This window comes from Methylocystis sp. B8 (assembly GCF_005771425.1).
Lineage (GTDB): Bacteria > Pseudomonadota > Alphaproteobacteria > Rhizobiales > Beijerinckiaceae > Methylocystis.
Window position 1 is genome coordinate 342,087 of sequence record NZ_VBTZ01000003.1, and the last position, 13,004, is coordinate 355,090.

At 59.9% G+C, this 13,004-nt stretch carries 15 protein-coding genes; 13 read left to right on the forward strand and 2 right to left on the reverse strand.

Going from position 1 to position 13,004, the window contains the following annotated elements:
* The first annotated feature begins 58 nt into the window (after positions 1-58).
* From moxJ to FEV16_RS08490, 11 genes are all read left to right on the forward strand, one after another.
* Positions 59-967 carry a methanol oxidation system protein MoxJ gene (gene moxJ, locus FEV16_RS08440; protein ID WP_138167177.1) on the forward strand — a complete coding sequence of 303 codons (909 nt, stop codon included), beginning with the start codon at positions 59-61 and terminating at the stop codon, positions 965-967.
* 40 nt (positions 968-1,007) lie between these two features.
* Positions 1,008-1,580, forward strand: coding sequence for a cytochrome c(L), periplasmic (gene moxG, locus FEV16_RS08445; protein ID WP_138167237.1), 573 nt, complete (start codon positions 1,008-1,010; stop codon positions 1,578-1,580).
* A 66-nt stretch (positions 1,581-1,646) separates the two neighbouring features.
* Positions 1,647-1,937 (forward strand): methanol dehydrogenase [cytochrome c] subunit, encoded by a 291-nt coding sequence (locus FEV16_RS08450; protein WP_138167178.1) that lies wholly within the window; start codon positions 1,647-1,649, stop codon positions 1,935-1,937.
* Between the two features lie 125 nt (positions 1,938-2,062).
* Positions 2,063-3,094, forward strand: coding sequence for a MoxR family ATPase (locus tag FEV16_RS08455; protein ID WP_138167179.1), 1,032 nt, complete (start codon positions 2,063-2,065; stop codon positions 3,092-3,094).
* On the forward strand, positions 3,091-3,936 hold the full coding sequence (locus tag FEV16_RS08460) for a DUF58 domain-containing protein (RefSeq protein WP_138167180.1): 846 nt from the start codon (positions 3,091-3,093) through the stop codon (positions 3,934-3,936). The genes FEV16_RS08455 and FEV16_RS08460 overlap by 4 nt, the downstream gene beginning before the upstream one ends.
* A gap of 8 nt (positions 3,937-3,944) precedes the next feature.
* Positions 3,945-4,841 (forward strand): nonribosomal peptide synthetase MxaA, encoded by an 897-nt coding sequence (locus FEV16_RS08465; protein WP_138167181.1) that lies wholly within the window; start codon positions 3,945-3,947, stop codon positions 4,839-4,841.
* Complete coding sequence (locus tag FEV16_RS08470) at positions 4,838-5,839, forward strand: vWA domain-containing protein (protein WP_138167182.1); 1,002 nt, start codon at positions 4,838-4,840, stop codon at positions 5,837-5,839. The genes FEV16_RS08465 and FEV16_RS08470 overlap by 4 nt, the downstream gene beginning before the upstream one ends.
* A gap of 101 nt (positions 5,840-5,940) precedes the next feature.
* Positions 5,941-6,444 carry an MxaK protein gene (locus FEV16_RS08475; RefSeq protein WP_246657231.1) on the forward strand — a complete coding sequence of 168 codons (504 nt, stop codon included), beginning with the start codon at positions 5,941-5,943 and terminating at the stop codon, positions 6,442-6,444.
* Positions 6,444-7,448 (forward strand): vWA domain-containing protein, encoded by a 1,005-nt coding sequence (locus tag FEV16_RS08480; protein WP_138167183.1) that lies wholly within the window; start codon positions 6,444-6,446, stop codon positions 7,446-7,448. Before FEV16_RS08475 ends, FEV16_RS08480 begins: the two co-directional genes overlap by 1 nt.
* Complete coding sequence (locus FEV16_RS08485; RefSeq protein ID WP_138167184.1) at positions 7,445-7,969, forward strand: SRPBCC family protein; 525 nt, start codon at positions 7,445-7,447, stop codon at positions 7,967-7,969. The genes FEV16_RS08480 and FEV16_RS08485 overlap by 4 nt, the downstream gene beginning before the upstream one ends.
* Positions 7,970-7,978: 9 nt before the next feature.
* A complete protein-coding gene (locus tag FEV16_RS08490) occupies positions 7,979-8,485 on the forward strand; it encodes a hypothetical protein (protein WP_138167185.1) in 507 nt (168 codons plus the stop codon).
* A gap of 4 nt (positions 8,486-8,489) precedes the next feature.
* Here the strand turns inward: FEV16_RS08490 and FEV16_RS08495 are convergent, their stop codons facing one another.
* The gene (locus FEV16_RS08495) at positions 8,490-9,122 is read right to left on the reverse strand and encodes a response regulator transcription factor (protein WP_138167186.1); all 633 of its coding nucleotides are present in this window, start codon (positions 9,120-9,122) and stop codon (positions 8,490-8,492) included.
* A gap of 115 nt (positions 9,123-9,237) precedes the next feature.
* Here FEV16_RS08495 and FEV16_RS08500 point away from each other — a divergent pair, with 115 nt between their 5' ends.
* The gene (locus FEV16_RS08500) at positions 9,238-10,614 is read left to right on the forward strand and encodes an ATP-binding protein (RefSeq protein WP_138167187.1); all 1,377 of its coding nucleotides are present in this window, start codon (positions 9,238-9,240) and stop codon (positions 10,612-10,614) included.
* Between the two features lie 287 nt (positions 10,615-10,901).
* Positions 10,902-11,600 carry a hypothetical protein gene (locus tag FEV16_RS08505; RefSeq protein ID WP_138167188.1) on the forward strand — a complete coding sequence of 233 codons (699 nt, stop codon included), beginning with the start codon at positions 10,902-10,904 and terminating at the stop codon, positions 11,598-11,600.
* 364 nt (positions 11,601-11,964) lie between these two features.
* On the opposite strand, the gene FEV16_RS08510 is transcribed toward FEV16_RS08505, so the two are convergent.
* Entirely contained in the window at positions 11,965-12,621 is a 657-nt protein-coding gene (locus tag FEV16_RS08510) for a S8 family serine peptidase (RefSeq protein WP_138167189.1), read from the reverse strand.
* Positions 12,622-13,004 lie beyond the last annotated feature (383 nt).

The following is a 13,004-nucleotide window of genomic DNA, read 5'->3' on the forward strand; positions in this document are numbered from 1 at the left end:
TCGGACGCGCGCCCCCGAGCGTCCGAGCAAGCGACCGAAATGATTACGGAAAAAAGCCATGTCGCGTATCACTCGCTTGTCTTTCGGCAGCGCGCTCTTCATCGCTCTCGCGAGCATCGGCGCGAAAGGCGCTTCATTTGGCGGCTCCGGCGACGCCGTGTCGAATAACGCGCCTTCGTCAGCAGTGGAGCAGGCGCCGCCGGCCGATCCCAATGCGCTGCGCATCTGCGCGGCGAAGAATCAGCCGCCGCTGTCGATGGAAGACGGCTCCGGACTGGAGAACAAGATTGGCGTGGCGCTGGCGGACGCCATGAAGCGCAAGGCGCAGTTCGTATGGTCGCAGCGGCCAGCGATCTATCTCGTGCGCGATTCTCTGGACAAGAAGCTCTGCGACGCGATCATCGGCCTCGACACGGGCGATCCACGCGTCGCGACGTCAAAGCCCTATTATCGCACCGGCTATGTCTTCGTGAGCCGCGCCGATCGCGACCTCGACGTCAAATCCTGGTCGGACGCTCGGCTAAAAAAACTCGGCCACATCGTCGTCGCATTCGGTTCTCCCGGCGAAACGCTGCTCAAAGACATGGGCCAGTATGAAGACAACATGACCTATCTCTATTCGCTGGTGAACTTCAAATCGCCGCGCAATCAATACACGCAGATTGACCCAGCCCGCATGGTCGGCGAGGTGGTCAGCGGCGCAGCCGACATCGCGGTCGGCTTCGCGCCCGACGTCGCCCGCTACGTCAAATCGTCGACCACGTCTCTGCGTATGAGTTTGATCGAAGACGACGCGGCGAAAAGCAACGGCGAAAAAGTCACGCAGCGTTTCGACCAATCGGTCGGCGTTCGGCGCGACGACAAAGCGCTGCTCGCCGAAATCGATCAGGCGCTTATCGCGGCGCGGCCGAAGATCGACGAAATCCTTAAGGCGGAAGGCGTTCCCCTTCTTCCCATCACCCAATAGATGCGCGGCGCACCAACGAAAACAGGACGAGAATTAAGTGTTGAAAAGCAAAAGAAGACTTTCCCTGTCCCTGATGGGCGCCGCGGCATCTCTCGTTGCGCTCGGCGCCATCGCGCAGACCGCAGGGATTACGTTCCGCAACACCATCACCGGCGAAGTGCTCAAGTTCGACGATGCGCTGCCTGAAGGAAAGGACACTGCGGGCGTCAAGCAGTTCATGGAGACCGGCAAGAATCCCTATAACGAGGATGCGAGCTGCCTCAAACAAGGCGAGCAAATCTTCCTTTCCGCCTGCTCCGGCTGTCACGGTCATATTGCAGAGGGAAAAATCGGTCCCGGTCTCAATGACGCCTATTGGACCTATCCGCAAAACGAAACCGACGAAGGTTTGTTCTCGACGATCTATGGCGGCGCGCAGGCATCGATGGGACCACAGTACCAGAACCTGACGCTCGACGAGATGCTCAAGGTGATGGCCTGGATCCGGCATCTCTTCAAGGAAGCGCCTGAAAAGGCAAGTTGGCTGACGGACGACCAGCGCAAGGCCTTCAAACCGTACGCTGGCCACGAGACGCTGCCGGACAACCCGCCAGGGAAGTGTCAGGCGAAATAAGTTCCGCGCCGCCGTCGCCGGGGGCGAAAACAAGGGGCGCAAGCCTCGTAAATGGAGGAAACTGGGATGCGTAAGATGCATTTCGCCGCGGCGCTCACCGTCGGCATTTTGTTTAGCGCCGGCAGCGCGCTCGCCTATGACGGCACCAAGTGCAAAGCGCCTGGAAACTGCTGGGAGCCGAAGCCCGGTTTCCCCGACAAGGTTGAGGGCTCGAAATATGATCCCAAGCACGATCCGAAGGAGCTCGCCAAGCAGCAAGCGTCGATCCAGGGCATGGAAGAGCGCAATAAGAAGCGGGTCGAGAGCTTCAAAAAGACCGGCAAGTGGGAATATGACGTGAGCAAGATCGCTCAATAAGTTTCATCGCGAGGGCGCGATGAATCTAGCGGCCACGATCTGGAGCCAGCGTATTCGACAACAGCGCAACGGCTCCATTCCCGAGATCGTGGCCGCCTTTTCCTTTCCGCGGCTAAGGTCAGGCCTTGAACGATACGCTGCACGTCGTCCAGAAGCTTTCCGATTGGCGCGAACGCGCCCTTGAATTCGAGCAAGAAATTCAAAAGGCGGTCGTCGGGCAAGCGCGCGTCATCAGGCTTGTGACGATCTGTATCTTCGCCCGCGGCCATGTGTTGATCGAAGGCGATGTCGGCGTCGGCAAGACGACGTTGTTGCGTTCAGTGTCGCGCGCGCTTGGCGGCGATTTCGCTCGTGTCGAAGGCACGGTCGACATGATGCCGAGCGACATTCTCTATCATACCTACATTGGCGAAGACGGTCGCCCGCGCGTCGATCCATCCGAGCTGCTGAGGTTGGCGGAAACGCTGCCCGTGTTCTTTTTCAACGAGATCAATCGCGCGCGCCCGCAGGTTCACTCGCTGTTGCTGCGGCTCATGGCCGAGCGAAGCGTGTCGGCGTTCAATCACGTGCATCATTTTCCATATCTTAATGTGTTCGCCGACCGGAACATGGTCGAGCGAGAAGAAACATTTGAACTGCCGGCCGCCGCTCGCGACAGATTCTTCATGGAAATCCCTATGAGGGCGCCGACTGATGAAGAAGCGCGGCGCAGACTCGTCTTCGATCCGGCGTTCCATGATACGGAAACGCTTATCGAGAGGGTGAGCTCTGGTTCATTTGATTACCGGAAGACGCCTGAAGTCGCGCGCGCGATTCAGACGCATGTGAAATCGAGCGAGGCGCTCGAACGCTATGTGCTCAATCTTTGGCAGGCGCTTATCCAGCCCAGTTCCGCCGGCGTATCTCTGCCCGATATTGACCTCAGCGCTCTGATCAAGGGCGGCGCGAGCCCGCGTGGCCTTGCGGCGCTTGTGCGTGCCGCGCGCGTGCGCGCCTGGCTTGAGGGCCGCGATTATCTAATTCCCGAAGACGTGCGTGACGTGTTCATCGAGGTGATGTCCCACCGTATCTTTGTCGATCCGATCCATGCTTTGCGCGGCGACGACATCGTCAAGCGGCTGTGTCACGCAGCTTTCGACGCGACGCCAGTTCCATGAATAGCGTTGTAGATATTCTTTATCGACCGCGTGGACGTTTCGTGTCCAATCACGTCGGCGCGCATACGTCGAGCGAAGTCGGCGGCTTCGGAGTCTTTCGCGACCAGGCGCCTTTCATACGCTATCCCGACGCACGTCGCATCGACGTTCGTGCGACCTTGCGTGATCCGTTTGGCGGAACCTATGTGCGCCGCTTCGAGCAAAGAGCCGCGATCGACGTTTACGCGCTCGTCGACCTCTCAGCCTCCATGGGCTTCGTTGGCGCGGTGGATAGGTTTCGGGTCGCTGTGGACCTTTGCGCTGCGCTTGCCTATTCAACGACGCGAGTCGGCGATCGCTTTGGCCTGTTCGCTTTCGAGCGCAACTTGATTGATCGAGCCACGCTTCCCGCCACGCGTTCGAGAAAGGCCGCGCTCGGCGCCGTCGAAAGGCTGGCCCTTGAAACGCCGCGCGGATCGAGCGCTAAAGGCGTTCTCGGCGCCGCAGCGGCTCTCGGCGCCACGCGCAAGCTGGTATTTCTCATCTCCGACGTTCGATGGCCCGAGTCACTGATCGAGCAAGCCTTCGATGCGCTTGCGCTGCATGATGTCGCGCCGCTCGTTCTGATCGACTCGGTTGAGACGGCGCCCCCGAAATGGGGCTTGATGGAGCTGCGTGACAGCGAGAGCGGCCGCCGTGAACTCCTGTTGATGAGGCCCGCGCTCCAGCGGCGTTGGATCGAAGCCGAGCAGGCGCGTCGGCGAAGTCTCGCTCGTCTCTCGTCGCTACGCGGTCGTGCGCCGATCTATGTCAAGGACAGTTTCGACCCTATCGATCTCAGCATTCGTCTGACGGCGGCGTGAGGCGCGCGATGTGCATTGCATGTCTCGCTTTCGCGCTTTACACAGCGTTTTCCGCCTCCGCACAGGACGTGACGGTTCGCATCCACTTGGCGCGCCCGTTCGGCTATTTCGTCGGCGATCTCATTCATGCGCGCATCGACGTTTCGGCGCCTCCAGAGGCCTTACTCTCGCGCGCCTCCTTGCCAAATCCAGGTCCGCTTACCGGCTCGCTTGAGCTGCGGGACGTCAAACTTCGTGAGACGGTCGAACATGGCGCGCGCCTGTGGCGTCTCGATCTCACTTATCAAAATTTTTACGTCGCACTTGATGTGCGCGAAATCGAGATTCCTAGCTTCGATCTCGCCATTTCGACCGCCGCGGGCGCAGAGACCGTCAAAGTTCCGGCTTGGCGCGTAGGCGTCTCTCCCTTGCGTGAGATTACGCCGCAGAAGCAGGAGGAGGCGACCGATTATATGAGGCCGGACGGTTCGGCGGTTTTTGTCAACGAGACCACGCCGCGCAATCTCGCGATCGGCGCGGGCGCCGCCGCCCTGCTGGCGCTCGCTCTCGTTGCGCGCGATCGCGCCTGGCCTCCCTTTCAACGGCGCAAAGTGCGCGTCTTCTCGGCGCTCGCGAACGAACTTTCCGCGCGGCGCATTGAGTCTGGCGATGGCGATTTCGGCGCGGCGATCCAGTCGGTGCATCGCGCGCTTGATGCAGTCAATGGCGCAACTTTACTTTCCGCAGATCTTCCTGATTTCCTGCGCAGACGTTCTGAATTCGGGCCACTGCGGGCGGATTTCGAGCGGTTTTTCGCAGCGTCAAAACGACGCTTCTTCGGAGGCGAAAGGTCAAGTGATGATTTTCGCGCCGATGAGCTCACGCGATTCGTGAGCGCGCTCGCCAAGCGGGAGCGCGCAGGATGAACGGCTTCGGCTTCGATCACATTGAGCCGCTGTTCCTAGCGCCGCTGGCGTTGCTCCCGTTTCTGCGGTCCGTTTTGCGGGACTCGACGATACCCTCGCTCCTGTCCGCGCCCGTCGACGGACTTTCCGCTTTCGCCAGCAATATCGTGAAGCTCAGCGGCGCCGTTGCGATCGGCGCGAGTCTGCTGGGCGCCGCAGGACTTCATGTCGCGGGGACCGAAGTCGAACGTATCGCCGAAGGCGCTGAGATCGTCATGCTGATCGACCGCAGCGGCAGCATGAACGAAACCTTCGCGGGCCGAACGCCGTCCGGAGGAGAAGAATCGAAAGCGGCGGCGGCGAAACGCATTCTCAAGCGCTTCGTTGAAGCGCGTCGTCACGATCTCGTCGGGGTCGCGGCATTTTCGACGGCGCCGATGCTGGTGACGCCGATCTCTGATCATATCGACGCTACTGAGGCCGCTATCGACGCGATCGACCGTCCCGGTCTCGACTATACGAATATTGCGCGGGGTCTGGCGATGGCCTTGTCGATGTTCAAGACGAGCGAGGCCGATCTGTCGCGCGCAATTTTGCTCATTTCCGACGGCGCCGGCGTCATCGATCCGAAACAGCGCGATGACCTTAAGGCTGAGTTCCGCAAGACAAACGTCAGCCTCTACTGGTTGTTTCTGCGCACTGAGGGCAGTAGAGCCATCTCCGATCAACCGGCGGGCGAGGACGAGTCGCCGCAGGCCGCGCCAGAACGCCATCTCGATCTCTTCTTCAAATCGCTCGGCGTCCCTTACCGCGCCTTTGAGGTGGAAAGCGCCGAAGAGACTGAGGAGGCGTTAAAGCAGATCGACAAGCTAGAACGTCATCCCGTTCGCTACGTCGAAAAATCGCCGCGCACAGATTTGAGTGCGTCGGTTTTCGCGCTGGCGCTTGCCGCCGTGGGCCTCCTTGTCGTCGCGAAACTCGGCGAGGTTCAACTCGGCTTCGGAGACCGCGGGCGATGATGCCTATCGCTGAGAGGATTGCGGTCGGACGCGACAAAATGCGCGCGCTTTGGCGCCAAACGCGATCGTCGATTCTGGTTGCGCTTTGTCTGGCGCTCACTATGGCGACAGCCGCATCGCTCATCGACTGGCGCGGTGCGGTTGACGCCAATGACGCCGTTGAGTCGCTGCGGCAAGGCCGTGACGTCGCCGTCGACGTGAACGCCAGGCCGGAAGCGCTTGTCGCCCGCATCGCCTTTCTTTCGGCGCGAAGCGACATTGATCGAGCGCGCGCCCTGATCGAGGCGCTCGATCGAAGCGGAAGCATCGAATTGCGCGCGCGGGGACATTACCTCCTCGCGAACGCGCTGCTACGCAAGGCGTTGGATCAGATCCAACGCTCCGAGCTCGAAGCGGCCAATCCTTTTGTCAATCTGGCCAAACGCGAATATCGCCGAGCCTTGCAGCTCGCACCCGAATACTGGGACGCGAAATACAATCTCGACGTAGCCGCTCGCCTTGTCCGGGATTTTCGGGATTTCGAGAGAAAGAGCGGCGACGAACTGAGCGCCGACCCCAAAAAACTCTGGACCGATATTCCCGGCAAGCCAAAGGGGCTTCCGTGATGCGATCGGATTTGCGCGATCCACGACTCATTTTGCTTGCGCTGGCGATGCTGTCGCTAGTCGCCACCTTTTTGGCGCCGAAGATTACGATCCAGCGTCCGTCTTTCGATTTCGTCGCCATCGTCGACATTACCGGCAGCATGAACGTTCGCGATTATGCGGCGTCTGGCCGGCCGGTCAGCCGGCTCGAGGCCGTAAAGACGGCGCTTCGCACGACGCTCGCCGAATTGCCCTGTCCGTCGCGTGTTGGTCTGGGAATTTTCAGCGAACGCAGGACATTTCTGCTGTTTGCGCCGATCGACGTCTGCGCCGATTTCGCTCCGCTCGTATCCGCGATTGATGCGCTCGACTGGCGCATGGCCTGGGAAGGCGACAGTCGTGTGTCGGCTGGCCTTTTCCGCGCTATCGAAATCGCGCGTGATTTAAAAAGCGATCTCCTGTTCTTCACCGACGGACAGGAGGCGCCGCCGCTCCCGGCGCGTGGCGCGCCGTCTTTTGAAGGGCGCGCCGGCGAAGTGCGCGGGCTCATCGTCGGCGTCGGCGGTTATGATCTTTCGCCAATCCCGAAATTTGATGACAGAGGACGTGAGATTGGATTCCTCGGCGTGGACGACGTTCCACATGAGAGCCGCTTCGGATTGCCGCCTGAAGGCGCTGAGCGGCGCGAGGGCTACAACGCGCGCAACGCGCCATTCGGCGCAACTGCCGCAGTCGGCGTCGAGCATCTGTCTTCGGTGAAGGAAGACTATCTTCGTTCGCTCGCAGAGAAGACCGGTCTTTCCTATGCCTATCTCGAAGGCGGAAAGGGATTGTGGAAGGACTACGCCGCAGTAGCCTCCATTCGGCCGCGTGACGCGACGTTTGACTTAACTCCGTTCTTCGGCGCGGCGGCTGCGCTTTTTACTTTTTCGGCGGCGGCCGGACCTTTGCTCGCGCAAGCTTTCGCTCAAGCGCGCCGAACCGCGCCCTTCATCCATCATCCTCAGCTAGGGAGATCCAAATGAGAAAGTTGTTGGGGCTTGTCGCTCTTCTGATTTGCGCGCCCGCGCTCGCCCACGGGCCGACGCCGATCAAGGTCGACGAGTCGATCGTCATCGCCGCGGATCCCAAAGCCGTGTGGGCCGTTGCTGGAAAATTCGATGGGCTCGCAAAGTGGAATCCTGACGTTCAGAGCGTAAAGGCCACGGGCGGAGATGCCCCGGGCGCCGAGCGCGAAGTCACTTTCAAAAAAGGAGGCGTTTTGAAGGAAGGGCTCGATGAATATGATCCGGCGGCCTTCAAAATGTCGTGGCGTATGTCAGATCCAAACCTCGATGCGATGCCGGTGAGCTCCTATACGCTCACCGTCACGATCGCGCCCGCGTCGGGCGGAGCGAGTCTCGTGAAATGGTATGGCCGTCTCTATCGAGGCGATACGAGCAATGAGCCGCCGGAAAACCTCAATGACGATGCGGCGCGCGCGGCGATGTCGAGCTATTTGCACGATGGTCTTCAAGGTCTAAAGCAGAAAGTGGAAGGGAAATAGTGGCAGCAAATGCGTTTCCGCAGAGCGATCATTCTTGCAAGCGCCTGCGCGCTCCTCGCCTCTTGCGGCGAAGAGAAGCACGGCGCCGAACAGGATGATGTGATTGAGCCGGAGAGCCGCAAGGGCGCAGATATATGGCTGCGCCCAACCGATCGAACAGAGCCTGCGCTCTGGCTCGCACGGCGTGAAGCCGGCGCGGAGATCGAGGAAGGCGAACGCGTTGTCGAGCGGATACGCGCAGCCCTGCTCTTGGCGCAGGCGCATTTCTTGGAGACCGACCGCATGCTTGCCAATCGCACGGCGCAGGTCGGGGAGATGCTTGCGGCGGACGGTCACGCGGAAGACTTCGCGCGATTAATCAGATCGCTTGTCGAGGTCGCGGCGACGGCGGGACAAAAGCAGACCTATGGCGAACTCTGCCAACACTATTACAATCTGCGCCATAGCGGCGTTGAACGCGAGCTGGCGCTGCAGATGCTCGCTTCGCGCTATCGGACGCAAAAGCAATTTAGATAGCCGCCTAAACAAGCTTCATCGCGACTTTGTTTTCGACGGCGATGCGCAAAAGGTCCGCTTTGGAGCGCGCGCCGAGCTTGCGCTTCAGCAAAATGCAATTATTCGCCACGGTCTTGTAAGAGACCTTCAGAATATGGGCGATCTCGGTCATATCCTTGCCCTCGGCGAGATTACGCAGGATCTCGATTTCGCGGCCGTTCAGCGCGTCGAGGGGATTGCTGGCGTGGCTCTGATCGGCGAATGCGAGCTTTAGTGCGAGAGTGTTGGAGAGATAGCGTTCGCCCCCAGCTACGGCGCGGATCGCCTTGATGAAGACGCGCGGATCCTCGTTCTTTGCGACATAACCGCGTGCGCCGCCCTCTATGGCGCGCGCCGCAAATACCGGATCATCGTTCATGGTGAAGACGATGATTTTGGCGTTCACGTCCCGCTTCAAAATCCGCCGCAGCAATTCGAAGCCGGAGACGCCGGGCAGGTTGATGTCGAGCACCACAATGTCCGGCGGCGCAGAGGCATAGGCGTCAAGCGCGTCGTCGGCGTTATGCGCCTCCAGCACTTCGATGTCTTTTTGTCCCGAAAGCATGCCGCGGCAGCCCTCGATCACCATGGGGTGGTCGTCGACGATGAGAACGCGCATCCTTTTTTCGCTTGTTTGAGAGCCAGAACTTATGTTGTGGGTACCGGCAGTCTTGTCAATCGACTGTCGGCGTACGTCAACGGCAAAGCGTGGGACGCGGACGAGGGCGCTCATCATGCGCGGTTTTTCACTCAAGGCCAGACTCGGCTGGTTGATCGGCGTCGTGCTTGGCGCGACGTTGCTGAGCAATCTTGCAATACAGCTCCTTCACGCCGGACCGCGCGTGCGCGCGGAAGCGGGAAGCAATCTCAGATTGATGCGGGAAGTTGTCTTGGCGACGATAGCAAATCTTCCCGAAAATGAAGATCCGGCGCCGGCGTTGCAACGCCTCTATGCGTCGCTCGGCAACCTTCGCCATGCAGATGTTGAGATCCTCGCCGCGAATGCAACGCCGCCGGCGGATTGGCTGGAAAAAATCCGTCATTCCGATCGAGATGTTCCGGAATGGTTTGCGAAGCTGGTTGGCGCGTCGCCAAACGTGATGACAATCCCCGTAATCGTCGGTGGACGCGCTTATAGCAACATTTTGTTGATCTCGAATCCATTCGACGAACTCGGAGAGATCTGGTCGGATATGGTGTGGCTTGCGGCCATTAGCCTCGCAGTCATGCTCGTTTTCCTGACGATCGTTCTCCTGTTCCTGCGCCAATCGCTTGCGCCCTTCGACGCGCTAAAGTCCGGGCTGGCGCAATTGGAAACTGGCAAGAGCGGCGTACGCCTGCCGCTCAGCGGAGCGAGCGAATTCAGATCGATAGCCGCCGCTTTAAATTCGCTTGGCGCAACGCTCGACCGCATCAAGCAGGAGAACCGCGAACTCGTTGATAAGTTGATTCAAGTGCAGGAAGGCGAACGCAAGGAAATCGCGCGCGATTTGCATGATGAGGCGGGCCCTTGCCTGTTCTCCATACGCGCCACGTCGGCGGCGCTACAGGAGCTGGTCTCGCATCCCTCGCCAGACATCGGACGATTGAGACAGATGAGCGCAACGATCGACAAGGCGAGCGAGTCGCTTCAGTCGCTTTTCAGAGGCCTGCTTGGCCGGCTGCGGCCGAAAGGCCTCGAAGAACTCGGTCTAGAGCCGGCGCTGAAGGCGCTCTTTGCGTCATGGGCGCTCACCCATCCTGAGGTCGATCTACGACTCACCGTCCGTCACGATCTTTCTTCGCTCGATGAGGAGACGGCGCTCGCCGCTTATCGAGTCGTGCAGGAGGGCGTAACCAATATTTTTCGCCACTCCGGCGCGAATAGGGGCGCGGTCACTTTAGAATTCGGCTTGGAGGCGTCTTCCCATGAACAGGATGGCGACGCGCCGCAACTAAAAGTCACCATCGAGGACAACGGCGTCGGCATTTCAGAGCGCTTTGCGCCAGGCATGGGACTGCTCGGCATGAATGAACGCGTGCGCGCGCTGGGCGGCGAGCAGCGGATCGAAAGTCCGGAGTCCGGCGGCACGCGAATTATTGTATCGCTTCCTTTGCGGGACGACGAATGACGTGACGCAGTCCGCATGCCCCCATTTGCGAGGTGGGAAATTTTGAAAGCGCGAATGGCGAAAGTTTTGAAGGTGAAAGGATACGCGCCCCTCATTCTTCTCGACCGGAGCCGCCATCTCGGCGGCAACAAAAAAGCCCGGCCCGCAACCCGCCGCGCGTCATCTTGGAAAGGACAAGAGAACGAAATAGGTTATCGCAAGTTGGCGTCACTGTTCGCCGCTGGTGAAGGAAGCAGGATGCTGTCAAGAACTCGCTTGGCGCCTGAATTGATGTGCGTGGGGGCTTAATGTCGCAGGCGATTGAAGTTCAGCGCGTCGACGCATCCTGCCGCGCGGCGCTTGACGAAACAGCGGCCCTCCTCGTCGACGCTTTCCACGACGGCCCGCTGTTCGTGACCGCCTTTCCCAGCGAGCCGACGCGCGAGTCCGTATTACGGACGCTGTTCGACGCGCTTGTCGAGGACACTGCGCGTTTCGGCGGCCTCCATATCGCCTCCTGCGACGCGGCCATTGTCGGCGCGCTTCTGTGGTACCCGCCCGGCGCCTATCCGATGACTCTTTCGCGCATTTTAAGGCAGCTTCCGCGGTTCCTCGCCATCGCCGCGACGAGTCCGCGCGGCCTGCTCGAACTGCGACGCGCGCAGCAGGCCTTCGAGCTGCGCCGCCCCAAAGAGCCGCATGCGCAGGCCTGCTGGCTCGCCGGACGGGCGGGAGAACGCGTCGGCGTGCGGCTCGCGCGCGCGCTGATGCAGGAAGCCGACAACAATGACTGGTCGATTTATCTCGAAACGCAAAACGAGCGCACGATGAGTTTCTATCGCCGCATGGGCTGCGAACTCATGGCAGACGGCTTCGAGTGTTTTCCCGGCGCGCCGCTGACATGGATCATGTGGCGCCGGCCCGGCGCGGGACTCGCGCGCCACAGGCGACGTCAGGATTTGGCGCCGGCCGAACATCCGGAAAACGAGAAGATCGCGTGCTTCTAATCAGGGCCTGTTGGGATTCATCTTGAGTTTATTACGGCGCCGCCGCCGTCCCCTGGACCTTATGTCCTCCTGCATTGGGTAGCGGCCGCAGGGAAGATCGCTTCTGCTTTCAATCCGCGCCAGCCGGCGAATATCCCGTTTCGCGCGCCAAAAATTACATCTGTATTTCAATAACAGAGGTGTTCGCATCTTTGTCCTGACCTTAGCGCCAGCAAAACGCGATACGAAACGCCAGAGGACCGGCTCCCACTTGCGCGAAGATTGCCGCGCGACCTCGCCGAATTCGCTGGAAGTTAAATACAGTGATCAGGAGAGCAGCGCGCACGCCGCCCGGCCAGATTCACGGCTCCTCCTCGCGGCGCTTCTACTGCGGGGCGGTGATAATGCCGACGCCGCGGTCAAGCGGCGTAGCGGTCGCCGCCAGCTCTTTGGTGCGTGCGTGTGCGACCAGATTGTGAATCACGAGATTAGCCGATGCATTGACGTTCCCTGACGCGCGCAGCGATTGCCACCAAAGGGCGGACACGCCGGCGACGTGCGGACACGCCATGCTGGTGCCGCTCATCGTCATTAGGCCCCCGCCTGGCTGCGCCGAGAGAATGTCGACGCCCGGCGCAGCGATTTGAGCCATGGTATTCGAAAAGTGGGCCACATCGTACGTGCCATCGAAGTTTTTCGTCAGCGCAGCCACCGAGACGACATCATTGGCTGCGGCCGGTAGAGAGGCTGCGATTGTGTAATTTGGCCGGTCACTCTCATTTCCAGCGGCGGCGACAACGACCGCCGTGTCCTGAAAAGCCGCGCGCGCCTTGACCATCGTCATGAGCGCGTTGAAAAAAAGAAGGTTAGAGCGATACCCTTCAAGGGCCGTTGAAACCGCCGGCCTTTGCGCCATGCCCGTCATCACCATGCGATCGACCGCAGTGACGAAGTCAAAGCCAAGCGACATGGAAATCACATGAGCGCCCTCATTGAGCGCCGCTTTTTCAGAGCGCGCAATTTTTCGCGTATATATTGTAATATTTGCGGTTCCAAAGACTCACGGTTTCTCAAGCAGCGACTGTTTACAACGCATAGCGTGCGAACAGGCCACATTAGAAATTATGAAAGAGGATCTAGAAAAATGCAACTCACAGTTGATAAAAATTTTCCCTCTACTCAATTTGAATCATCAACTCGACATAGCGCGTCACCGCGGGCGCCCGTCAGGGTTTCTGAAGGCCGGAGCATTTTGACGGAAGCGCGCGTTAGGGCGTGTTTGATTGGAGCGTCAGTTGCGACGCCTGCAGCGCGTTGGATCTTGATCTCCGTACACTGACGTTTGCCGGGCGTTTACATTATGCGCCCAGTCAACACATCCCCTTTAAAGTTTGGTCGCCTCTGCTGATCGCCTTCAGTGTCGCG

Coding starts and splice junctions, on each gene's coding strand:
- moxJ (WP_138167177.1), top strand. CDS start 59: ATGTCGCGTATCACTCGCTTGTCTTTCGGCAGCGCGCTCTTCATCGCT.
- FEV16_RS08450 (WP_138167178.1), top strand. CDS start 1,647: ATGCGTAAGATGCATTTCGCCGCGGCGCTCACCGTCGGCATTTTGTTT.
- FEV16_RS08460 (WP_138167180.1), top strand. CDS start 3,091: ATGAATAGCGTTGTAGATATTCTTTATCGACCGCGTGGACGTTTCGTG.
- FEV16_RS08465 (WP_138167181.1), top strand. CDS start 3,945: ATGTGCATTGCATGTCTCGCTTTCGCGCTTTACACAGCGTTTTCCGCC.
- FEV16_RS08470 (WP_138167182.1), top strand. CDS start 4,838: ATGAACGGCTTCGGCTTCGATCACATTGAGCCGCTGTTCCTAGCGCCG.
- FEV16_RS08475 (WP_246657231.1), top strand. CDS start 5,941: ATGGCGACAGCCGCATCGCTCATCGACTGGCGCGGTGCGGTTGACGCC.
- FEV16_RS08480 (WP_138167183.1), top strand. CDS start 6,444: ATGCGATCGGATTTGCGCGATCCACGACTCATTTTGCTTGCGCTGGCG.
- FEV16_RS08485 (WP_138167184.1), top strand. CDS start 7,445: ATGAGAAAGTTGTTGGGGCTTGTCGCTCTTCTGATTTGCGCGCCCGCG.
- FEV16_RS08490 (WP_138167185.1), top strand. CDS start 7,979: ATGCGTTTCCGCAGAGCGATCATTCTTGCAAGCGCCTGCGCGCTCCTC.
- FEV16_RS08495 (WP_138167186.1), bottom strand. CDS start 9,122: ATGCGCGTTCTCATCGTCGACGACCACCCCATGGTGATCGAGGGCTGC.
- FEV16_RS08500 (WP_138167187.1), top strand. CDS start 9,238: ATGCGCGGTTTTTCACTCAAGGCCAGACTCGGCTGGTTGATCGGCGTC.
- FEV16_RS08505 (WP_138167188.1), top strand. CDS start 10,902: ATGTCGCAGGCGATTGAAGTTCAGCGCGTCGACGCATCCTGCCGCGCG.